Source organism: Microbacterium bovistercoris (genome assembly GCF_003387575.1).
GTDB classification, from domain to species: Bacteria; Actinomycetota; Actinomycetes; order Actinomycetales; family Microbacteriaceae; genus Microbacterium; species Microbacterium bovistercoris.
Genome location: NZ_QUAB01000015.1, coordinates 22,339 through 44,571, shown reverse-complemented (window position 1 = coordinate 44,571; position 22,233 = coordinate 22,339). Strand labels below are relative to the sequence as shown.

Sequence of the window (22,233 nt, the reverse complement as noted above, 5' to 3'; positions counted from 1 at the left end):
CGAAGCCGGTGCACAGACGCCCTGCCTAGGATGGACGGGTGACCTCGAACCCTGCGCCGACTGCGGCCACGCCCCGGACTTCACGAAGAATCCTCACGATCTCGCTGATCGTCATCGCAGCGCTGATCGCGGCGTTCTTCGTGTTCGCCTCGCTGTACACGGAGTTCCTCTGGTTCGACCAGCTCGGGTTCGAATCCGTGCTGACGACCCAGTGGCTGGCGACGGCGGTGATGTTCGTCGTCGGGTTCCTCGGCATGGCGGTGCCGCTGTTCGTGTGCATCCAGCTCGCCTACCGGCTGCGGCCGGTGTACGTGCGGCTGAGCTCGCAGCTGGACCGCTATCAGGAGGTCGTCGAGCCGCTGCGGCGCCTCGCTATGTGGGGCATGCCGATCTTCTTCGGCGTCTTCGCGGGCTTCGCGTCCGCGGGCAACTGGCGCATCGTCTGGCTGTGGGCGAACGGCGTCACCACCAGCGTCAAGGATCCGGAGTTCGGTGTCGACACCGGCTTCTACATGTTCGCGATGCCCTTCTACCACATGCTGCTCGCGTTCATCTCGGCCGTGCTGCTGCTGTGCCTGGTGATCACCGCGCTGGTGTCGTACCTCTACGGCTCCGTCCGGATCGGCCAGCGCGAGCTGCGCATCTCCAAGCCGGCCCGCATCCAGCTCGCCGTGCTCGCAGGGCTCTACCTCGTGGTGCAGGCCGTCAGCCTGTGGCTGGACCGCTACCTGACGCTGACCCAGCCTGAAGACCGCATCACCGGCCCCGCGTACACCGGCGTGTACGCGACCATCCCCGGCCTCGCGATCCTCTCGATCATCGCCGCCGTCGTCGCGATCCTGTTCTTCGTGACCGCCGTGATCGGCCGCTGGCGCTTCCCGCTGGCGGCGACCGCGCTGCTGGTCGTGGCATCCCTGGTCGTCGGCGTCGGCTACCCGTGGATCGTCACCACCTTCCAGGTGAAGCCGAACCAGAACCAGCTGCAGGCGGAGTTCTACGACCGCAACATCGACAGCACCAAGACCGCCTACGGCGTCGACGACATGACGGTCACGCCGATCAAGGCCAAGACCGACACTGAGAAGGGTCAGCTCCGCGAGGACGCCCAGACCACGGCATCCGTGCGCATCATGGACCCGAACATCATCAGCCCGACGGTCGCGCAGCTGCAGCAGTACCGCTCGTACTACCAGTTCGGCAAGGACCTCGACGTCGACCGCTACGAGATCGACGGCGAGATGCAGGACACCGTGGTCGCGGTCCGCGAGCTCGACATGACCAAGCTCGGTGGCGGTGACAGCTGGAACAACCGCGCCGCCGTGTACACCCACGGCTACGGCCTGGTGGCGATGGCGGGCAACCAGCGAACCACCGACGGCGAGCCGGTCTTCCTCGAGCAGGGCATCCCCTCATCCGGGTTCCTCACCGAGAGCGAGAAGTACGAGCCGCGGGTGTACTTCGGCGAGCACTCGCCGGAATACTCGATCGTCGGCGCCCCCGAGGGCACGAAACCGGTCGAGATCGACTATCCGCGCGGAGGCGAGGACGGCGGGTCCGACACGAAGACCACGTTCAAGGGCGATGGCGGACCGCGCATCGGCAGTACGTTCACGAAGCTGCTGTACGCGCTGAAGTTCCAGTCCGAGCAGATCCTCTTCTCGAACCTGGTCAACTCCGAGTCGCAGATCCTGTACGACCGCGATCCGCGGGAGCGCGTGCAGAAGGTGGCCCCGTATCTGACGCTGGACAGCGACCCGTACCCCAGCGTGGTCGACGGCCGCATCGTGTGGATCATCGACGGGTTCACCACGAGCGCCACATACCCGTACTCCTCGAAGGTCAGCCTGCGCGAGGCGATCGCGGATTCGACCAACTCGGCCTCGGCCGTGGCGTTCGACGAGATCAACTACATCCGCAACTCGGTCAAGGCCACCGTCGATGCGTACGACGGCAAGGTGAAGCTGTACGCCTGGGACGACGAGGATCCGGTGCTGCAGACGTGGCAGAAGGTGTTCCCGAGCACGGTGCTTCCGATCAGCGAGATGTCGGGCGATCTGATGAGCCACGTGCGCTACCCGACCGACCTGTTCAAGGTGCAGCGCAACATGCTCGGCGTCTACCACATCAAGGACGCGAACTCCTTCGCGCAGGAGGACAACCGCTGGCAGACGCCGGACGACCCGCGCGTCGAGGGCCAGTCCCAGCCTCCGTACTACCTGTCGATGCGGATGCCGGGTGAGGACACCTCCCGGTTCTCGATGTACTCCACGTTCATCCCTGCCGCACAGGGGCAGAGCACTCGAGAGGTGCTGATGGGCTACCTGTCCGTCGACTCGGACGCCGGGTCGACGAAGGGCAAGAAGTCCGGCACCTACGGCAAGCTGGAGCTGCTGGAGATCGACACGGACAACACGGTGCCCGGCCCCGGCCAGGTGCAGAACACGTTCAACTCGAACACGGCCGTGGCATCGCAGGTCAACATCATGCAGCAGGGTGAGTCCGAGGTGAAGTACGGCAACCTGCTGACGTTGCCGGTCGGCGGAGGCCTGCTGTATGTGCAGCCCGTGTACGTGCAGCAGTCCAAGGGCACGCAGCTGCCGAATCTGCGCAAGATCCTCGTCGCGTTCGGCGATCAGGTGGCGTTCGAGGACACGCTGACCGAGGCGCTGGACGCCCTGTTCGGCGGCGACGCGGGCGCCGCCGGCGGTGATGAGGACGTGCCGCCGACGGAAGGCGAGACACCGCCGGCCGAGGGCGAGGAGGCGCCGACCGAGCCGGGTGCGGCGGAGAAGCAGGCGCTGGCGGATGCCTCGAAGGCGATGAGCGCCCGTGATGCAGCGCTCAAAGCCGGTGACCTGGAGGCCTTCGCCGCCGCGGACAAGCAGCTGACAGAGGCCGTGCAGAAGCTGCTCGAGCTGTCGGCGACGTCGGAGACGACGGAGTAGACGCCGGGCCCAGCCGATCAGCGACCCCCTCCTGCCGATGCGCAGGAGGGGGTCGCTGCATCTTCCCCTGGCGGACATCGTGCCGCGGGCGGATGATGGAGCCATCGGCAAGAGCGAGGAGGTGGCACCGATGGAACTCGTAGCGGGGTCCCGCATCGTGATCCATGGCGCGAAGGTGGGCGACACGGAGCGTCACGGTGAGGTGATCGAGGTGCGCGGCGACAGCGGGGGACCCCCGTACTTCGTGCGCTTCGACGACGGTCACGAGTCGCTCGTGTTCCCCGGTCCGGACTGCGAGATCGAGCACCGCGGTTGACGGACCGGCCGCGGACCCGCCCGGGATCCGGGCTCGATTCGCCGTGCCTCCCGAGCCGTGTTAGGCTATTCAACGTGCCGCGGGGTGGAGCAGTTCGGTAGCTCGCCGGGCTCATAACCCGGAGGTCGCAGGTTCAAATCCTGTCCCCGCAACAAGAAGAAGGCCCGGTCCGCAAGGACCGGGCCTTCTGCCTTCCCCGCGGAGAGCAGCGTCGGAGCGGGCGTCGACCCCATCGCGATGATGTCGCGTTATGGTGGCCCCATGAGCGCCGCCGACCGATCATCACGCCTCGACCGGGCGACCGCCGCGTGACCCGGCGGCGGATCGGCGACGCGGTGCGACAGGCGACGGAGCAGAACAGCCGTCGCATCGGCCTCATGGTCACACTGCCGATCGCCGCGCCTTTCGCCCTTCTGCTGGTGTGGCCGCAGGCACTCGGCCTCCAGCGCGCAATCGTGATCGCTCAGCTGATCGCGTTCCGCGCGCCGCTGGCCGTCTTCCTCGCCGTCCTCGCCGTGATCGCCGGAGCGGTCGCGCTGCTGCGCAGGCGGTGGGGCGTCGCGGCTGCTCTTGCGCTGATGCTCGGCGTCGCCTCGATGGCGAACGCTGCCGTGCTGCTCGTCCGCGGCTCCGCGCACGCGTCGCCGGCGGGCGACCTCGTGGTGATGTCGTGGAACATGCAGGGCGGCGCTTCGACCCCGCGGTCCGCTGCACGGATCGCCCTGGACCACGGCGCGGAAGTCGTCGTGCTCCCTGAGACCGACGCAGATGCCGCAGCCGAGGTCGCGCGCCTGATGGACGACGGCGGACGGCCGATGGCGGCGTTCACGACGCCGCAGGAATGGATCCCGACCTCGGCGCTGATCTCCGAGCGACTGGGCGAGTACCGGCTCGACACGTCCGTCGGGACGACTCCCGTGCTGCCCAGCGCCGTCCTCCGTCCCATCGCGGAGGGACCGACGATCGTGGCGGCGCACACCGCACCGCCGCTGCCGGGGAGCATGGACGAGTGGCGCGAAGGCCTCGACTGGGCGGCAGCGCGGTGCGACGAGCCCTGGACGATCATGGCCGGAGACTTCAACGCCACCGTCGACCACTTCGAGGGACTGGGCCGTGAAGGCGGGCTGCTCGGCCTGTGCCGCGACGCGGCGCGCGATTCCGGGGCCGCAGCCGCCGGAACATGGCCGTCGACTCAGCCGGGGTGGATCGCCTCGCCGATCGATCACGTCATGGCCGGCTCGAAGTGGATCACGGCGGGGTTCAGAACCGTCGGGACGGACGGGGTCGGCAGCGATCATCTGCCGGTGATCGCTGTGCTGGAGAGGCGTTGACCTGTCTGCGGCTGGCACGGAGCGCTCAGGCTATGCCCGGACGACGGGGCTGGGGCAGGATGGGGGCATGTCCGGATCCTCGCCGCTCGTGGCCGTCTGCCAGTTCGCGCCGACGGCGGATCGCGGCGCGAACCGGGAGCAGGTCGCGGCGCTCGTCGCGCGCGCGGCGTCCCACGGCGCGCGGCTGGTGGTCTTCCCCGAGTACTCCAGTTACTTCGTGAACCCGCCGGATGCCACGCTGGTGGAGCATTCGGAACAGCTCGACGGGCCGTTCGTGCAGATGCTGCGGGAAGTCGCCGCGCATCACGGCGTCGTGATCGTGGCGGGACTGGTCGAGGCGGCCGGTTCCGGCCGGGTGCACAACACGGTCGTCGCCGTCTCCGTCGACGGGGTGCGCGCCGTGTACCGCAAGCAGCACCTGTACGACGCGTTCGGTCAGACCGAGTCGGACTGGATCGCTCCGGGAGAGCTCGGCACCGCCGTGTTCGACCTGGACGGCATCCGGTTCGGGTTGATGACCTGCTACGACCTGCGGTTCCCCGAGGTCGCGCGCACGCTGGCGGATGCCGGCGCGGATGCGCTCGTGATCCCGGCCGAGTGGGTGCGGGGTCCGCTCAAGGAGCACCACTGGACGACGCTGCTGGCAGCACGCGCGATCGAGAACACTGCCTACGTGATCTCCGCGGACCATCCGGCGCCGATCGGCGTGGGGCACTCGCAGATCGTCGACCCGCAGGGTGTGGTGGTGGCGGGCGTCGGCAGCGACGAGGGCGTGGCGATCGCCGCCGTCGATCCGGCGCTGATCGCGCGCACGCGCCAGATCAACCCCGTGCTGCGGCTGCGGCGCTACGCGGTCGTGCCGCGCCACACCGGTCGTTGAGCGACGACCACCTCGCTCAACGACCGAGCGCGGTGAGCCGGCGGGCGGCCTCCTCGAGCACCTCGACGCGCTTGCAGGCGGCGAAGCGCACCAGGCCCGCGTAGGACGACTGCCGCTCGGGTGAGACGAAGGCGCTGAGCGGGATCGCGACGACTCCGGCGCGTTCGGGCAGCGTGCGGCAGAATGCCGCGGCATCCGCACCGCCCAGCGCCGTGGCGTCCGCCACGGTGAAGTAGCCGCCCTGAGGGCTGTGCACCTCGAAGCCGGCTGCGCGCAGCGCCCCGCCGAGCAGCTCGTGCTTGCGCGACAGCTGCGCGGCGGCATCCGCGAAGTACGAATCCGGCAGACGCAGCCCGACCGCGACGGCCGGCTGGAACGGCGCGCCGCTCACGTATGTGAGGAACTGCTTCACGGTGAGCACGGCGCTGATGAGCGCGGCGGGTCCGTGCACCCAGCCGATCTTCCACCCGGTGGTGGAGAAGGTCTTGCCCGCCGACGAGATCGTGAGGGTGCGCTCGGCCGCGCCGGGAAGAGTCGCGATCGGCACGTGCGGCCCGTCGAAGGCGAGGTGCTCGTACACCTCGTCGGTGACGATGGTCGCGTCGTACCGGTTCGCGAGGCGGACGACCTCGGCGAGCACCTCCGGCCCGAACACCGCGCCTGTGGGGTTGTGCGGGTCGTTGACGAGGATGATGCGAGTGTTGTCGTTCACCGCCGCCGCGAGCTCGTCCAGGTCTGGTTGGAAGCCGGGGACGCGCAGCGGCACGGCGCGCAGCCGGGCGCCGGCAAGGGCGACCACTGCGGCGTACGAGTCGTAGTAGGGCTCGAAGACCAGGACCTCGTCCTCGGGGGAGTCGATCAGAGCCAGGAGCGTGGCAGTGAGCGCCTCGGTGGCACCGGCGGTCACGATGACCTCCGTCGCCGGATCGACCTCCAGGCCGTAGAAGCGCTGCTGATGTTCGCTGATCGCCGCGAGCAGGTCGGGGGCTCCACGACCGGGCGGATACTGGTTGACGCCGGCGGAGATCGCCTCGCGTGCGGCCTCGAGCACCTCAGCGGGGCCGTCCTCGTCCGGGAAGCCCTGACCGAGGTTGATCGATCCGGTGCGCACCGCGGCCGCCGACATCTCCGCGAAGATGGTGGGTGCGACCCGTCCGTCCGACGAGAGCAGGCCGGCGCCGGCTGCGGTTCGGCGCCATGCGCCGGGAATGTCATCCATGCAGAACAGGCTAAGACCATAGAAGAATTCCATCGTCGCCATACGAAACGCACAGAATCGCCCGTCACGCTGTAGGAGCGTTGTAAGGAGCAGATCATGAACGAGAACAACCAGGGCGAACCGATCGCCCCCCAGCCGTCCCAGAACCCGGATGCCGCCGGCGCGCCCGCCGGCCACCAGCTTCCCTCCAGCTTCTCCTCGGACTCGCAGGCCCCGGCCGCAGCAGCTCCGGCCGCAGCAGCCCCGCAGATCCCCGTGACCCCGCAGACGCCTGCCGCACAGGACCAGGCGTTCCCTGCTCCGCACTCTCCGGCCCCGCAGGCCACGGCTCCGCAGCCGCAGGCCCCCGCAGGTCAGGGCTTCGCCGCCCCCGGCGCGGCTTCGCAGCAGCCGGGTGCCGCCTACGCGACCGGCGCCGCCTTCGGTCTTCCTCCGCAGAGCGCTGACGCTCCCACCCAGCCGGTCCAGCCGCTGCAGGGTGCGCAGCCCACCGCTCCCGCGAAGCGCTCGGGCGGAAAGATCGCCGCGTTCGTGCTCGCGGCCGCCCTCGTCGGCGGCGTCGCCGGATTCGGCGGTGGTGCGCTGTGGAGCTCCGCCGTTCCCGAGAGCCAGGGCTCCGCGGAGTCCGGGCCGCAGACCGTGACGGTCAACAACCCCGGTTCGGTCAACGAGACCACCGCCATCGCCACCAAGGTGCTGCCGTCGGTCGTCACGATCGACGTGTCCAGCGGGAATGAGGGCGGCAGCGGCTCCGGTGTGGTGCTCACCAAGGACGGCTACGTGCTGACCAACACGCACGTGGTCACGCTCGGGGGAGCCGCCTCGGACCCGGCGATCCGCGTCACGACCTCCGACGGCAAGATCTACGACGCCACGATCGTGGGCACCGACCCGATCTACGACCTCGCCGTCATCAAGCTCGAGGACGCGAAGGGCCTCAAGCCGATCGACTTCGCCGACTCGTCCAAGCTGAACGTCGGCGACACCGCCGTGGCCGTCGGCGCCCCGCTCGGCCTGTCGAACTCGGTCACGACCGGCATCGTGAGCGCGCTGAACCGCAGCATCCAGATCGCCTCCTCCGCCGCGCCGGAGACCGGCGACCAGAACCAGGGCGAGCAGGAGGAGAACGGCGGCAGCCCGTTCCAGTTCGACATCCCCGGTCAGGGACAGCAGCAGCAGGCGAGCGAGTCGATCTCGATCGCGGTCATCCAGACCGATGCGGCGATCAACCCCGGCAACTCGGGCGGCGCGCTGGTCGACAGCAAGGGCGACCTGATCGGCATCAACGTGGCGATCGCGACCGCGGGCGGTTCGTCCTCGGGCGGCAGCGAGTCCGGCTCGATCGGCCTCGGATTCTCGATCCCCTCCGACGTCGCGCAGCGCGTCGCGAAGCAGATCATGGAGGACGGGGCGGCCACGCACGGCCTGCTCGGTGCATCGGTCCGTGACGCGGCGTCGGTCGAGGGCTCGACCGTCGCCGGCGCGTACATCGTCGAGACCACACCCGGCGGGGCCGCCGCGAAGGCCGGCCTTCAGAAGGGCGACATCGTCACCGAGTTCAACGGCGTGCCGATCACGAACTCGACCGACCTCACCGCCCAGGTCCGCGCGGCCGCCGGCGGAAGCGACGGGAAGCTGTCCTACGTCCGCGACGGGAAGTCGTACGACGCCGAGGTCACCCTGGGGACGCTGAAGCCGTAAACCCCGTCTGCCCCTACGCCGCTCAGAGGGACGTCACCACCGCGATAGGCTCGCGGGGTGGCGTCCTTCTCTTTCGGTTCCGGGAATGCGGCCAAGCTGTTGCGCCTCCCGTTGTATGCCATCGGGCGCATAGGCGCGCTGATCGTGCCGCGCGGACGCACCTGGGTGTTCGGCTGCGGCGCGGGGATCGGTGACGGCGCGCTCGCGATGTGGCGGGTCGCCACCGCTGAAGGACACCGCGCGATCTGGCTCACGCGCAACGCGCGCGAGAGGGCGGATGCCGCTGAGCTCGGCATCCGTACCGTTCCGCGGGACGGCATCCGCGGCTGGTGGGCGACGGCCCGCGCCGGCGTCGTCGTCGTGACCCACGGCCTGGGCGACGTGAACCGCTACGCGTCCTCGGACGCGTTCGTCGTGCAGCTCTGGCACGGTATCCCGCTCAAGCGCATCGGGCTGGACTCGCCCGCCACCACCCAGGTGCCCTCGGTGCCTGGAGCATCCGTGCTGAGGCGCCTGGTCGGCCTGGCGTACCGCGGCGCCGCGCAGCGCATCCGCGTGCTGCCCGCCGCATCGCACCGATCCCGCGGGCGGCTGGAATCCGCCTTCGGACTCGGCGACGACCGCGTGGTGGTCACCGGTGAGCCGCGCGTCGACGTGCTGTCGGCCGGCACCGTCGACGAACGGCGCGCGGCGGCGACATCCGTGCTCACCCGTACGGGGCCGCTGCTGCGCCGGCAGCGCGCGATCCTCTACGCGCCGACGTGGCGAGACGGCGAGGCCGATCCCGCGGTGCCCGATGCCGCCGAATGGGTGCGCATCGTCGCCCTGCTCGAGAAGCACGATGCGATCCTGTTCGTCCGCTCCCATCCGCTGGGCGAAGGCGCGTACGCACCGCCGTGGTCGAGCGGCCGGGTGCGGATGCTGGGCTCCGAACTGCTTCCCGACGTCACGCCCGCGCTGCCGCGAATCGACGTGCTGATCACCGACTACTCCTCGCTCGCCTACGACGTGGGACTGCTCGCCATGCCGGTGTTGTTCCTCGCGCCGGATGCGGAGGAGTACGCCCGCGTCCGCGGGTTCTACGGGCGGTACGAGGATGTCGCACCGGATGCTGCGACAGGCTGGGACGGGCTGCTGGACGAACTCGACCGGACTCTCGGCGATCGGGCCGCGTACCGGAAGCGGTCCGCCCGGTCGGCTACGCTCAGCGCAGAGATGCACGCGTATCGCGACGGCGGCAACGCCGCGCGCGTCTACCGGGCGATCCGCGCACGCGGGATCCCGGCACCGAAGGGAACACGATGACGACTGCCCGGATCGATGAGGTTCGCGAGACCCTGGTGATCAGCGGCACCGGACCGCGCCCCTCGGCGGGATCGCTTTCGGGCGCCAGGGCCGGCGTGATCGCGACGATCACCGGCGGAGGCAAGACGTGGAAGGCGACCTTCCCGCTGCGCACGTCGCGCTGGGGCGGTGCGGAACTGCCGTTGCCGGCGGGGGACTACCGTCTCGAACTCGAGGGCGCCGATCTCGCCGGCGCGACGCTCGCGGACACACTGCTGCCGATCCTGCGCGTCGCCGTCGACGATGCCGTCGTGACGATCGCGCCGCCGATCGACCCGGTCTACGAGACCGACGAGGGCCAGTCCACGCTCGAGGAGCGCTATGCGGCTGAGGGCGGCGGCACCGAGAACGCCGTGTTCTTCGAGAGCTTCTACGGTCGGGTCGCGGGCTGCAACCCCCGCGCGATCGATCGGGTGCTCGCCGAACGGGCACCGGCGGTGACCAGGTACTGGGCCGTCAGCGACCTGTCGGTCGAGGTGCCGGACGGCGCGGTGCCCGTCGTCGAGGGAAGCCCGGAGTGGTGGCGCGCCCGCGGGGCGTCCCGGATGCTGATCGTGAACGACTGGCTGCGCCGGCGCTTCTCACGCAAGCCGGGGCAGCGGGTGCTGCAGACGTGGCACGGCACGCCCCTGAAGCGGCTGGCGCTGCACCGCCCCGGGTTCGACCCCCGTCGCATGGCCGCCGTGGTCAAGGAGTCCCGTCGCTGGGACGTGCTGCTCGCACAGAACGTCTACGCCGAGCGCGTGCTCCGCAAGGCCTACGCCTTCTTCGGCAAGCCGATCTGGGTCGAGGGCTATCCGCGCAACGACGTGCTCATCGACGGGGATGCCGCCGCTGTGCGCGCCGCGCTCGGCATAGGCGAGGGCGAGAGGGTGCTGCTGTACGCGCCGACGTGGCGCGACGACCGCACCGAGATGGTCGACTTCGTCGACCCCGAGGTGCTGGCGAGCCAGACCGATGCCGTGGTGCTGGTGCGCGGGCACTCCCGCACGCTGGGCCCTGGCAAGGACCGCACCGGTGCACGGGTGATCGACGTCACCGGGTACCCCGAGACCGCGAAGCTGCTGTTGATCGCCGATGCGCTGATCACCGACTACTCCTCGGTGATGTTCGACTTCAGCGTCACCGGCAAGCCGATGTACTTCCTGGTGCCCGACCTCGAGCACTACCGTGGCGAGCTGCGCGGCTTCTACTTCGATCTCGCCGAGCGGGCACCAGGACCGCTGTTGCGCTCGCAGGACGAGCTGGTCGCCGCGCTCGCCGCGGACACCGAGGCCGACTACGCGGACCGCTACGCGGCCTGGCGCGCGCAGTTCAACCGCCGTGATGACGGCCACGCCGCGGAGCGCGTCGTCTCCCGCATCCTCGACCAGGGCTGGCTGACGCCCTAGCGCTCGGCCCCGGAGCTTGGCGAAGGGTCAGGGGAGCGGGGTGTTGCGGCCGCCGAGGCGGGAGGCGTCGACGGTGTCGTGTGCGCCGTGGAACAGGCCGGCGACGAAGCCCAGCCCCCAGGAGATGTGCATCGTGGGGAGCACCGCCAGCGTCCAGAGCCGCTCCCGCAGTCCGCGTCGGCCTGGGGCGAACGCCACCGCGATCACCAGCAGCGCGTAGGCGATCAGCGGCAGGTACACGACGGATGCGATCAGCGAGCCGATGCCGGACAGCACCCCGGTCGACTGCAGGACGCCGATGACGAGCGCCACGGCGATGAGGATCACCAGTGCCGGCGGCGCGAAGAAGCGCAGCCCGTTGCGGCGTCCGTACCGGCGCACGAGCTCGCCGCGCCACGCGCCGGTCGCGCGGAACTGCCGTGCGAGGCGCCACCAGCTCTCGCGCGGCCAGTAGGTGACCGCGAGCTGCGGATCGAACCAGACCAGGTGACCGGCCTGCCGGATGCGCAGGTTGAGCTCCCAGTCCTCGCCGCGGCGGATGCTCTCGTCGAACCCGCCCACCTCGTCGAGCACCGAACGGCGCATCACACCGAGGTAGGCCGACTCGGCCTCGCCCTCGTGGGTGCTGCCGTGATAGGCACCGCCACCGAGGCCGACGGGGGAGTTGTACAGTCGCGCGACCGCCTTCTGGAAAGGCGTGCGCCCCTCGGCGCGCATCACGCCGCCGACGTTGGCCGCGCCGGTGCGCTCCAGGGTCTGCATCGCGAGGTGCGCATAGCCCGGCGAGAGTTCGGAGTGCGCGTCGACGCGGATGATCGTGGGGTAGCGGCTCGCCCGGATCGCCAGGTTGAGTCCGACCGGGATGTCTGCGGCGGGGTTGTCGACCACGCGGATGCGGTCGTCGGATGCCGCGAGGCGATGCGCGAGCTCCGTCGTGCCGTCGCCGGAGGGGCCGAGCGCCAGCACGAGCTCGGTGGGACCGTCGACGTCCTGCGACAGCACCGACGCGACCGCGTGCTCGAGGTAGGCGCGCTCGTTGAGTACGGGCATCACGAAGGAGACCCCGGTCGTCGTGATCGCGTCATCCTGCACATCCTGATCCTTTCATGACAGATGCTCTTAGTACTCTGGATGTGTGAGCGTGGTGTCCGATGCGAAGAAGGCCTATTCCCTGCTGCGGAAGGCCCTGAACTCGCGTCGGGCGGTGCAGAGCGTGCGGCGCACGATCGCCGAGCAGCCGCCGCTGCCCGAACGGCATTTCCAGGTGGCGGTGTACTTCGCCGACGGCGCGGTGAACATGTACCAGATGCGGCAGTGGTACCGGCCGCTCGCGGGCCTCGCCGAGCGGTGGCCTGTCGTCGTGCTCTCCCGCACCGCGACAGGCGCCGAGAAGCTGATCGCCGAGGATGCGCCGCCCGTGGCATTCGTCCCGACGGTCCGCGACCTGGAGCGCTTCATCGCCAAGCAGGACATCCGGGTGGTGCTGTACGTCAACCAGAACACGCGCAACTTCCAGATGTTCCGGTACGGACGTCGCTGGCATGTGTTCATCAACCACGGCGAGTCCGACAAGATGTACATGACCACCAACCAGTACAAGGCGTACGACTACGCACTGGTGGCGGGGCAGGCGGCACGCGATCGGCTCAGCCGCACGCTGTGGGACTTCGACGTCGATCGCCGCACGATCGAGATCGGCCGTCCGCAGGCGGATCACTACTCCGGCACTCTGCCGTACACGCCCGACGAGCGGACCGTGGTCCTCTACGCGCCGACCTGGGAGGGCGACCGTCCCTCGGCGCACTACGGTTCGATCGCCTCGCACGGCGAGACTCTGGTCAAAGGTCTGCTCGCCACGGGCCGGCACCGGGTCATCTACCGGCCGCACCCTCGCAGCGGCGTCGTGAACGCCGAGTACGGCGCGGCGCATCGCCGCATCCTCGCCGCGATCGCCGAGGCGAACGGCGCGGACCCCGCGGCGAATCACTCCTACGACGACGGACCGGAGCTCGGCTGGCAGCTCGCCGCCGCCGATGTCGCGATCGTCGACATCTCGGCGATGGTCTACGACCGTCTCGCTGCAGGCAAGCCCCTGCTGATCACCCGGCCTGCAGACGAGCGCGCCTCGATCGACACAAAGGGCTACCTGTCGGACTGCGAGTGGCTCACCGTCGAGGGCGCGGCCGACATCGTCGCGGAGGTCGAGCGCGTCCGCGCAGACGACGACGCGATCAAGAAGCTGCGGATGTGGGTGCAGCACTACTTCGGCGACACGACCGAGGGCGTCGCCACCGCGAAGTTCCACGACGCGATCGAGCAGCTCATGCAGAAGTGGGACGAGTGGCACGCAGCCGAGATCGGTACGGGCGGGTCCGACGAGGACGACGACGACGAAGAGGCGAAGGACGAGGAAGACGACTGATGGGGCTGTTCCGTCGCGCCGAACGGGTCGCGCAGCCGCATCCAGCGGCCGCCGGGCCGTTCCGATTCGAGGTCGACGACGTGTTCGTGATCACCTTCCGAGGCCCGGTGTTCACCGGGCGCGTGGCGTCCGGATCCATCGCGCAGGGTGCCGCGGTCGTGCTCGAGCGCGAGGGCGGGAACCTCTCCGGCGTCGTCAAGGAGATCAATGTCCGCCGGCGGAAGCGTGACATGACGACGGCGGGCGACGAGGCCGGGCTCATGATCGACGGGATCGGCGTGGACGACCTGCCGCTCCGCCCGACCGGGGACGGCCATGTGATCGATTCCGCCGCGCTGCGCGGCGCCGTCATCCGGGCGGTGTGAGCATGGACCTTCCTCGCGCGGCCGCTGTCGCGGCCCGGCTCGACTTCGTTCCGCAGTCGCCGTCCACGAATGCCGAGCTGCGTGCAGCCGCCGAGGGCGCGCCGCACCTGACCGTGCTGCTGACCGACCATCAGACGGCCGGCAGAGGGCGCCTCGACCGCACGTGGATCACGCCGCCCGGCAGCGCACTCGCGATCTCGGTGCTGCTGCGCGAGCTCCCCGCCGACCCTGCCGCACGCGGCTGGGTCCCCTTGATCGCGGGACTGGCGATGGCGGATGCCGTCGGCGCGCAGCTGCCGGCGCATGAAGTGGGTGTCAAGTGGCCGAACGACGTGCTCGTGGACGAGCGCAAGATCTGCGGCATCCTCGCCGAGGCGACGCCGGATGCCGTGATCGTGGGTTCGGGGGTGAACACGGCCATGACGGCAGCGCAGCTGCCGGTCCCGACGGCGACCTCGTTCGCCGCGCTGGGTGCCGTCGCAGATGCGGACCGGCTGGTCGCCGACTACGTCTCGGGGCTGGACACCTGGATCACGGCGCTCGCCGCTGATCCGGCATCCGCTCGCGTGCATGACGCGGTCACCGCACGCTGCCTGACGATCGGCCGCCAGGTGCGCGTCGAGCTTCCCGGCGGAGGCGAGCTGCGCGGCCTCGCGATCCGCCTCGACGCCGACGGGCGTCTCGTGGTCGAGGCCGACGGTGCCGAGCATCCTGTCTCGGCCGGTGACGTGGTGCACGTCCGTCCGATCTGACACGCCGCGGCGCGCAGGGGGATGCCAGCATCCCCTGGGCACAATGGAGCCATGTCCCAGCCCGTCACGCTCGGCGGCCGGCCGATGATGCCGCCGCCCGGGGTTCCCGTCGAGGAGCTGCTCATCGCGCGGTTCCACGGGCACGCGCGTCGCCTGTTCTGGTCGGCGCTGGTGCTGATCGGAGTTTTCGGCGCGACGGCGTACTTCTACGACAACCTGCCGGACGGCTTCGAGAACTGGATGCTGCTGGCCGCTGCAGGTGTGCTGATCCTGATGGCCGTCGTCGTCCCGTACCTCACGTGGCGCTCGCGCAGCTACACGATCACGAACCGTCGAGTGATCGTGCGCGAGGGCATCGGATCGCGCCGTCGCCGGGAGGTCTCGCATGCCCGCGGCTACACCATCGCCGTGCACCGCGGGCTGCTGCAGCGGATGTGGGGTGCGGGCACGATCACGCTCAGCAACGGCGTCGACGCGCCGCTGCGCCTGGTGAACGTGCCCAGTGTGAACCTCGTGCACGAGACGCTGGCCGATCAGATCGAGGTCAGCCAGATCCTCGCGCATCGCGATGCCCAGTCCGGTCTCGGGACCCCGCCACCCGCGGGGCCGCCACTGGCTCCCTGAGCCTGTCGTAGGGTCTGGGCCTGTCGTAGGGTGCTCCCGGATACGGGAGAATGGACGCGACGTTAGGAGTCGCGGATGGCAGTGCGCGTTGGCGTGATCGGCGGAGGACAGCTCGCCAGGATGATGATCGCCCCGGCGGTCGAGCTCGGGCTCGACCTGCGGGTGCTGGCCGAGGGCGAGGGGATGTCGGCGCAGCTGGCGGCCACCCGCGTCGGAGACTATCGCGATCTCGAGACCGTCCGTGCATTCGCGAAGGACGTCGACGTGATCACCTTCGACCACGAGCACGTGCCGCAGGAGGTGCTGCGCGCGCTCGTCGCCGACGGCGTGGAGGTGCACCCCGGACCCGATGCCCTGCAGTACGCGCAGGACAAGCTCGTGATGCGCACGAAGCTCGCCGAGCTCGGCGTGCCGCAGCCGGACTGGGCTGCCGTGCACGACACCGCCGAGCTGCAGGCGTTCCTCGACGATCACGGCGGGCGCGCCGTCGTCAAGACTCCGCGCGGCGGCTACGACGGCAAGGGCGTGATGGTGGTGGCGGATGCCGCAGACGCCGCGGCCTGGTTCGGTGACTTCGACGCGCTCCTGGTCGAGGAGCTGGTGTCGTTCAGCCGCGAGCTCGCGCAGCAGGTGGCCCGTCGGCCCCGCGGGGAGGTCGTGGCCTATCCGGTGGTGGAGACGGTGCAGCGCGACGGCGTGTGCGCCGAGGTCATCGCCCCGGCGCCCGAGGCGTCGGATCGGCTGGTACGGGTCGCCGAGGAGATCGGCCGGCAGATCGCCGACGGGCTCGGCGTCACCGGGATGCTGGCGGTCGAACTGTTCGAGACGACGGACGAGCGGCTGCTCGTGAACGAGCTGGCGATGCGCCCGCACAACAGCGGGCACTGGAGCCAGGACGGCGCGGTCACGGGGCAGTTCGAGCAGCACCTGCGCGCGGTCGCCGACCTGCCGCTGGGCGACGCCGCCCCGCGCGCCGCGTGGTCGGTGATGGTGAACATCCTCGGCGGACCGGCTGACAGCACGATCGACGAGCGCTTCCCGGCGGCGATGGCCGCCCATCCGGACGCGAAGATCCACACCTACGGCAAGGCGTCCCGTCCTGGGCGCAAGGTCGGCCACGTCAACGTCGCAGGCGACGACCTGGACGACGTCGTCTACGACGCCCGCGCGGCGGCCGCGTACTTCGCCTGACACGGTTCCTGAGCGAGCGAAGCGAGACGAAGGGCGTAGGCGCGCCGTTGCGACGTTCTCCCAGGCGCGAACCGTAGCCTTGAACGGTGACTGAGCCACTGCACTCCTCGAGCCGCCCCGTCGTCGGCGTCGTCATGGGATCGGACTCCGACTGGCGCGTGATGAGCGACGCCTCCCAGGCGCTGAGCGACTTCGGCATCCCGCACGAGGTCGAGGTCGTGTCGGCGCACCGCACGCCGGACAAGCTCGTCTCGTACGGTCGGGATGCCCGCAGTCGCGGCATCCGAGTGATCATCGCCGGAGCCGGGGGAGCGGCGCACCTGCCCGGCATGCTCGCCTCGGTGACCGCGGTGCCCGTGATCGGGGTTCCGGTGCCGCTCGCGTACCTCGACGGCATGGACTCGCTGCTCTCGATCGTGCAGATGCCCGCCGGCATCCCCGTCGCCACCGTCTCCATCGGCGGCGCGAAGAATGCGGGGCTGCTCGCCGCGCGCATCCTCGGCACGTCGGATGACGCTCTTGCCGACCGGGTGGAGGAGTACGCCCGTGATCTGGAGTCGCAGGTCGAGGAGAAGAACCGGCGGCTGAAGGGCTCGCTGTGACCCTGGCCCCGCCCCGTCAGCGCAGCGCGGTGGGACGCCCGCTCATCGAGACGCTGCCGCTGCGCAACCCCGAGTCCGCCGATCCATCGTTCATGGGGCGGCGGGCCTGGTGGCTCGTTGCGATGAACGTGCTGATTCCGGGGTCCGCGCAGATCCTCGCGGGGAACCGCCGCCTCGGCCGGTTCGGTCTGGGCGCGACTCTGGCGGGCTGGCTGCTGGTCGTGCTGACGGTCGGCCTCGGGCTGTTCTGGCGCGACGCGGCGATCGTACTGGGCGGCAACTGGTTCGTGCTCACGATCATCCAGGTGCTGCTGATCGGATACGTGGTGCTCTGGGTCGTTCTGACGATCGACACCATCCGTCTGCTGCGGGTGGTCAAGCTCCCGCCGGTCACGCGGTTCGCCGCTCCTGTCGCGGCCCTGCTGGTGCTCTCGCTGGTGGCATGGGGTGGGCTGTTCGCGTCCTCCGCTGCGGCCTCGAGCCGAGGGGCGTTCACCACGATCTTCGGCAACAGCGGCCCGAGTCTGCCGCCGAGCGACGGTTACTACAACATCCTGCTGCTCGGGGCGGACAGCGGCACAGGTCGCGACTCGATGCGGTACGACAGCATCTCGGTGGTGTCGATGAACGCCGCGACCGGGGCGGTGACGATCTTCGGCATCCCGCGCGACATGCCCAACGTGCCGTTCGCCGAGGACAGCCCGATGCGTGATCCGGAGCGGGTCGGATACGACTACCGCAACTACTTCGAAGGTCACGACGATTCGGAGTGCGGCTGGGGGTCGGGCATCAACCAGCTCACCAACGCGGTGCAGGTGTGCCGCGAGGATCGGGGCGAGAGCCTGTACCCGGAGGCCGCTGCGCACGGCTCGGACCCCGGGATCGAGGCCACCAAGGACGCGGCCGAGGGCGTGCTCGGCATCGAGATCCCGTACTACGTCTTCGTCGACATGAACGGCTTCGCCGACCTCATCGACGCGCTCGGCGGCGTGCGCATCACCGTGGAGAAGCGGCTGCCCGAGGGCGGCGGACCCGCGTATCCCGACCAGCCCGCCAAGGACTGGGCCACCGGCTGGATCGAGGCCGGCGAGCAGGCCATGGACGGTGACACCGCGCAGTGGTACGCGCGCTCCCGGTACACCACGAGCGACTTCGACCGGATGAAGCGCCAGCGGCAGCTGCAGGAGGCGATCCTGGCGCAGTTCACCCCGCAGAACGTGCTCACGAATTTCAGCTCGATCGTGGACGCCGGGGCCGCGCTCGCGCACACCGATCTGCCGCAGGACAAGCTGCCGGAGTTCTTCGACCTGGTCATGAAGGCGAAGAAGCAGAAGGTGACCACGGTCGAGCTCACGCCTGACGGCGGCGTCAGCGAGCGGGAGCCGGACTTCGACCAGATCCATGAGATGGTGCAGCAGGCGCTCCATCCGCCGACTGAGACGCCGACGCCCTAGGCTTCCGGACCCGCTGGGTTTCTGGACCCCGTCCAACCGAGTTCCCAGGCATGCCCGATTAGCCTTGCCTCATGAGTGTGCTGCTGCGTGTGGTCCTGGACCAGCTGGTGACGGTCGTGGATCCCGATCAGGCAGCGGCGTCGCTCGATCTCACCGCGGGCCTCGTGCGGACCGCGCCGCGGGGCTGCGGGGTGGCGGCGATCGCGCCGGCTGGCGCGGAGGTGCCGATCGCGGGCATCGAGGAGGTGCGCACGCTGGCCGTCGGGCGGCGCGAGCTGGCCGCGTCCTGGCCGCTGGGCTTCGCCCCCGGGGTCGGCGGAGGCCTGGTGCATGCGCCGACGCTGATGGCACCGCTGGTGCGCCATGACCGGGTGCACGACGGCGATCAGACCATCGTCACGCTGTGGGACCTGGGTGCGTGGGATGCGCCGGAGCAGTACTCGAAGACCTCTGTCGCATGGCAGCGGGGGATGCTGCGCAGAGCCGTCAAGCACGCGGATGCCGTCGTGGTGCCCTCGCACGCCATGGCGCGGCGGCTCGCCGACCTCGGCTCGTTCGGCGATCGCATCCGCGTGATCGCCGGCGCCGCGCCGGAGGGCTTCGCAGAGCCGGCGGATGCTGCAGCGCGGCGTGCCGCGCTGCTGGTGCCGGAGCGCTACGCGGTGATCGTGGGCGGCGTCGATGCGCTGGCGGCCGGCTTCACGGCGGCGATCGCCGCGGGGCTGGACGTGGTCGTTCTCGACGCGGCGGACGGGTCGGAGCCGGCCATCGTGGAGATCGCCTCCGCTGCGGGGATGCCGGAGCGCCGGGTGCACGTGCGGGGGGTGCTGGATGCTTCGGATCGGGCGGCTGTGCTCGGCGCTGCTGCGGTCGTGCTGGCCGTCAGTGCGCTGGATTCCTGGCCGTGGCGCGTGGTCGAGGCGATGCTGCTCGGCGTGCCGGTCGTCGCCGTCGACAGCGGAGTGCATCGGGATGTGATCGCGGACGGCGGACTGGTCGTCTCACCGGCGGATCTTGCGGATGCCGCGGTCGCCGCCACCGGCGGCGAGGAGAAGAAGCTTCGCGTCCTGGCGCACGACCGGGCGAAGGCGTTCTCCTGGGCCAGCTCGGCGGAGCGGGTCTGGGCGCTGCACGCGGAGCTCTGAGCCGGAGTTCCGGGGATTCTACTCCCTCGGAATCAGGTGGCACTCGCACCACACTGGTGACTTCTGTCACACTGTTCACATGTTCCGACGTTCCCGGCGTCTGCAGAAATCGCCCCGCATCAGCCGAATCCTCACCGCGGTGGTCGCCGCGGCCGCGTTGTCGTTGAGTGTGCTCGTGCCGGTGACGACGGCATCGGCGACGCCCGTGAACGGACCGGTGAAGATGTCGCTGGTCGGATTCTCGGCCGGAAACATCATCAGCGACGCCGTCTTCACGGCCGAGAGCACGATGACCGAGGCGCAGATCCAGTCGTTCTTCAACTCCAAGGTCAAGACCTGTCAGAGCGGGTACACCTGCCTCAAGGACTTCCGGATCACATCGGTCAGCAGGTCGGCGGACACGTACTGCAAGGGCTACACCGGGGCGGCGAACGAGAGTGCCGCGCGCATCATCTACCGCGTGTCGCAGTCGTGCGACATCAACCCCCAGGTGTTGATCGTCATGCTGCAGAAGGAGCAGGGCCTGGTCACCCACACCTGGCCCAGCCAGTGGCGCTACGACAAGGCATTGGGGCAGGCGTGCCCGGACACGGCGCCGTGCGACCCGACGTTCGTGGGCTTCTTCCATCAGATCTACGGTGCCGCGCGGCAGATGCAGATCTATATGGAGGGGCGCTACTTCACCTGGTACGCGCCGGGGAAGACCTGGAACATCCGCTACAACCCGAACACTGCCTGCGGCTCGTCGCCGGTCTACGTCGCCAACAAGGCGACGTCCGCGCTGTACTACTACACGCCGTACCAGCCGAACGCGGCAGCGCTGCGTGCGGGGTACGGGACCGGTGACTCGTGTTCGGCGTACGGCAACCGGAACTTCTACAACTACTTCACGGACTGGTTCGGGTCGACGCAGACGCCGGCCTCGACGACGCCGCCGGTCGTGCCGGTTCCGGCGCTGAGCAAGGCTGACAAGGCTCCGTTCGTGCTGGGCAATCTGGCTGACGGGACGGTGCGGGCCTACGCGTTCTCGAAGGGGGCCTGGGGTCCCGTCGTCGTTCTCAGCACCGTGCCGGGCGCGACGGAGGTGCACTCCGTCGGCGACCTCACAGGCGATGGACATCGGGACCTGATCGCCGTGGACTCCGCCCGCAGGGCCTGGCGGCTCGATGGAGCGGGCGGCATCACGTTCGGCGCGAAGACCGCGCTGTCCGCTGATTGGTCTGCCACGGTCCGGCGCACTCCTGCCGGCGATTTCAATGGTGACGGCGTGCCCGACATGTTCACGACCGACGCGGCGGGTGCGCTCTGGCTGTGGCCCGGAGACGACCGCGGATCCTTCCGGAAGGCCGTTCGCGTCGGTAGCGGCTGGGCGACGATGAACCTTGTGAGCGGCGGGCAGGATGTCACGGGCGATGGTGTTCCCGACCTCATCGCGCGGACTGCTGCGGGTGACCTGTTCGTCTATCCCGGTGACGGTCGTGGCGGCTGGACGCCGAAAAAGCAGATCGGTCGAGGTTGGGACGGGATGACGGCTGTCTTCTCGCCGGGCGACTTCGGCGGGGACGGCTTGGCAGACGTGATCGCACGCAAGGCGGACAGTTCGCTGTGGGTGTACGCGGGAACGGCATCGGGTCCCCTTCAAGGCGGAGTTCGGATCGGCGAGGGTTGGGGCGGCATGCTGACACTGTCCGGCGCCGGCCCCACTGCCGATGGTCCTCGCGTCTTCGCGCCCGGAACAGGCGACTTGGACGGCGATCGTCTGCCCGACATCACGGCTCTCCGCCCCACAGGAGAACTCCTCGCATACCGAGGTGACGGATCCGGCGGATGGGGCGGATCCCGCACCCTGGCGACGGGGTGGGCCCGCGGGTCGAACCTGATTCCGATGGGGGACTTCACCGGTGACGGCAGGCGTGACGTGGGGCAGGTGACACCGGATGGCACGTTCATCCTCCACCCCGGTGCGGTGGGCGGCGGGCTGGCGCCCTCCGTTCGAATCGGCGTGGGCTGGAGCGGGATGACGGCTGTGATCGGCGGAATCGACTTCAACGGCGACCGCAAGCCCGACGTGCTCGCCCGCACGTCGGCAGGGGACCTGCGGCTCTACGCGGGCAACGGCAGCGGAGGCTGGGCCGGAGTCAGTGTCGTCGGGCGTGGTTGGGGTGGGTTCGACACGATCTTCTACGCCGGCGACTTCGACGGAGACGGTGCGGGCGACCTGATCACACGCAGAACCGACGGCTCGCTCCGGCTGTATCCGACGACGGGTCGCGGTGGCTGGCGGACGGCGGTGAAGATCGGCCAGGGATGGCAGGGCTTCACCGCGCTGTCCGGCGTGGGCGACTTCGACGGGGATGGAAAGGCCGATGTGCTGGCCAGGAAGTCCACCGGCGACCTGCTCCTGTATCGCGGGAACGGCGCGGCAGGATGGCTGGGGTCGCGGCAGATCGGCCAGGGGTGGAACGGGTTCTCGACCATCCGCTGAGGTCCCGGATTCGTGCAGGCTGTTGCCTTAGGATGGAGGACGTCTGCGACGGCACCGGCCGTCGCC

18 protein-coding genes and 1 tRNA gene are annotated in these 22,233 nt (G+C 69.8%); 17 read left to right on the top strand and 2 right to left on the bottom strand.

The window, feature by feature from the left end; translation table 11 throughout:
* Positions 1 to 38: 38 nt before the first annotated feature.
* From DY023_RS02935 to DY023_RS02915, 5 genes are all read left to right on the top strand, one after another.
* Entirely contained in the window at positions 39 to 2,945 is a 2,907-nt protein-coding gene (locus tag DY023_RS02935; RefSeq protein ID WP_116240854.1) for a UPF0182 family membrane protein, read from the top strand.
* A gap of 130 nt (positions 2,946 to 3,075) precedes the next feature.
* Positions 3,076 to 3,261, top strand: a complete 186-nt coding sequence (locus DY023_RS02930; protein WP_116240961.1) for a DUF1918 domain-containing protein — start codon at positions 3,076 to 3,078, stop codon at positions 3,259 to 3,261.
* Positions 3,262 to 3,339: 78 nt separating this feature from the next.
* Positions 3,340 to 3,413: transfer RNA gene (locus DY023_RS02925), tRNA-Met, on the top strand.
* Between the two features lie 156 nt (positions 3,414 to 3,569).
* Positions 3,570 to 4,592, top strand: a complete 1,023-nt coding sequence (locus DY023_RS02920; protein ID WP_116240853.1) for an endonuclease/exonuclease/phosphatase family protein — start codon at positions 3,570 to 3,572, stop codon at positions 4,590 to 4,592.
* Positions 4,593 to 4,659: 67 nt separating this feature from the next.
* Entirely contained in the window at positions 4,660 to 5,472 is an 813-nt protein-coding gene (locus tag DY023_RS02915; RefSeq protein WP_116240852.1) for a carbon-nitrogen hydrolase family protein, read from the top strand.
* 16 nt (positions 5,473 to 5,488) lie between these two features.
* Here the strand turns inward: DY023_RS02915 and DY023_RS02910 are convergent, their stop codons facing one another.
* The gene (locus DY023_RS02910; RefSeq protein WP_116240851.1) at positions 5,489 to 6,691 is read right to left on the bottom strand and encodes an aminotransferase class I/II-fold pyridoxal phosphate-dependent enzyme; all 1,203 of its coding nucleotides are present in this window, start codon (positions 6,689 to 6,691) and stop codon (positions 5,489 to 5,491) included.
* 96 nt (positions 6,692 to 6,787) lie between these two features.
* Here DY023_RS02910 and DY023_RS02905 point away from each other — a divergent pair, with 96 nt between their 5' ends.
* The 3 genes from DY023_RS02905 to DY023_RS02895 are packed head-to-tail and all read left to right on the top strand — an operon-like array spanning position 6,788 to position 11,127.
* Positions 6,788 to 8,392, top strand: a complete 1,605-nt coding sequence (locus DY023_RS02905) for a S1C family serine protease (RefSeq protein WP_116240850.1) — start codon at positions 6,788 to 6,790, stop codon at positions 8,390 to 8,392.
* Positions 8,393 to 8,449: 57 nt separating this feature from the next.
* Positions 8,450 to 9,697: a CDP-glycerol glycerophosphotransferase family protein gene (locus DY023_RS02900; RefSeq protein ID WP_116240849.1), complete on the top strand. Its 1,248-nt coding sequence runs from the start codon at positions 8,450 to 8,452 to the stop codon at positions 9,695 to 9,697.
* Positions 9,694 to 11,127, top strand: coding sequence for a CDP-glycerol glycerophosphotransferase family protein (locus DY023_RS02895; protein ID WP_116240848.1), 1,434 nt, complete (start codon positions 9,694 to 9,696; stop codon positions 11,125 to 11,127). Before DY023_RS02900 ends, DY023_RS02895 begins: the two co-directional genes overlap by 4 nt.
* A 27-nt stretch (positions 11,128 to 11,154) precedes the next feature.
* Here the strand turns inward: DY023_RS02895 and DY023_RS02890 are convergent, their stop codons facing one another.
* Positions 11,155 to 12,177 (bottom strand): glycosyltransferase family 2 protein, encoded by a 1,023-nt coding sequence (locus DY023_RS02890; RefSeq protein ID WP_116240960.1) that lies wholly within the window; start codon positions 12,175 to 12,177, stop codon positions 11,155 to 11,157.
* 85 nt (positions 12,178 to 12,262) lie between these two features.
* Between DY023_RS02890 and DY023_RS02885 the strand changes: the two genes are divergently transcribed.
* From DY023_RS02885 to DY023_RS02845, 9 genes are all read left to right on the top strand, one after another.
* Positions 12,263 to 13,549, top strand: a complete 1,287-nt coding sequence (locus tag DY023_RS02885; protein WP_116240847.1) for a CDP-glycerol glycerophosphotransferase family protein — start codon at positions 12,263 to 12,265, stop codon at positions 13,547 to 13,549.
* On the top strand, positions 13,549 to 13,914 hold the full coding sequence (locus DY023_RS02880; RefSeq protein WP_116240846.1) for an elongation factor Tu: 366 nt from the start codon (positions 13,549 to 13,551) through the stop codon (positions 13,912 to 13,914). Before DY023_RS02885 ends, DY023_RS02880 begins: the two co-directional genes overlap by 1 nt.
* A 2-nt stretch (positions 13,915 to 13,916) precedes the next feature.
* The gene (locus DY023_RS02875; RefSeq protein ID WP_116240845.1) at positions 13,917 to 14,666 is read left to right on the top strand and encodes a biotin--[acetyl-CoA-carboxylase] ligase; all 750 of its coding nucleotides are present in this window, start codon (positions 13,917 to 13,919) and stop codon (positions 14,664 to 14,666) included.
* Positions 14,667 to 14,717: 51 nt separating this feature from the next.
* Positions 14,718 to 15,290 carry a PH domain-containing protein gene (locus DY023_RS02870; RefSeq protein WP_116240844.1) on the top strand — a complete coding sequence of 191 codons (573 nt, stop codon included), beginning with the start codon at positions 14,718 to 14,720 and terminating at the stop codon, positions 15,288 to 15,290.
* 75 nt (positions 15,291 to 15,365) lie between these two features.
* Complete coding sequence (locus DY023_RS02865) at positions 15,366 to 16,481, top strand: 5-(carboxyamino)imidazole ribonucleotide synthase (protein WP_116240843.1); 1,116 nt, start codon at positions 15,366 to 15,368, stop codon at positions 16,479 to 16,481.
* A gap of 134 nt (positions 16,482 to 16,615) precedes the next feature.
* Complete coding sequence (gene purE / locus DY023_RS02860; protein WP_116240842.1) at positions 16,616 to 17,083, top strand: 5-(carboxyamino)imidazole ribonucleotide mutase; 468 nt, start codon at positions 16,616 to 16,618, stop codon at positions 17,081 to 17,083.
* Positions 17,080 to 18,537: an LCP family protein gene (locus tag DY023_RS02855; RefSeq protein ID WP_181905699.1), complete on the top strand. Its 1,458-nt coding sequence runs from the start codon at positions 17,080 to 17,082 to the stop codon at positions 18,535 to 18,537. The genes purE and DY023_RS02855 overlap by 4 nt, the downstream gene beginning before the upstream one ends.
* A gap of 71 nt (positions 18,538 to 18,608) precedes the next feature.
* On the top strand, positions 18,609 to 19,682 hold the full coding sequence (locus DY023_RS02850) for a glycosyltransferase (RefSeq protein WP_116240841.1): 1,074 nt from the start codon (positions 18,609 to 18,611) through the stop codon (positions 19,680 to 19,682).
* A 79-nt stretch (positions 19,683 to 19,761) separates the two neighbouring features.
* Positions 19,762 to 22,167 carry an FG-GAP repeat domain-containing protein gene (locus DY023_RS02845; protein ID WP_116240840.1) on the top strand — a complete coding sequence of 802 codons (2,406 nt, stop codon included), beginning with the start codon at positions 19,762 to 19,764 and terminating at the stop codon, positions 22,165 to 22,167.
* Positions 22,168 to 22,233: the final 66 nt, after the last annotated feature.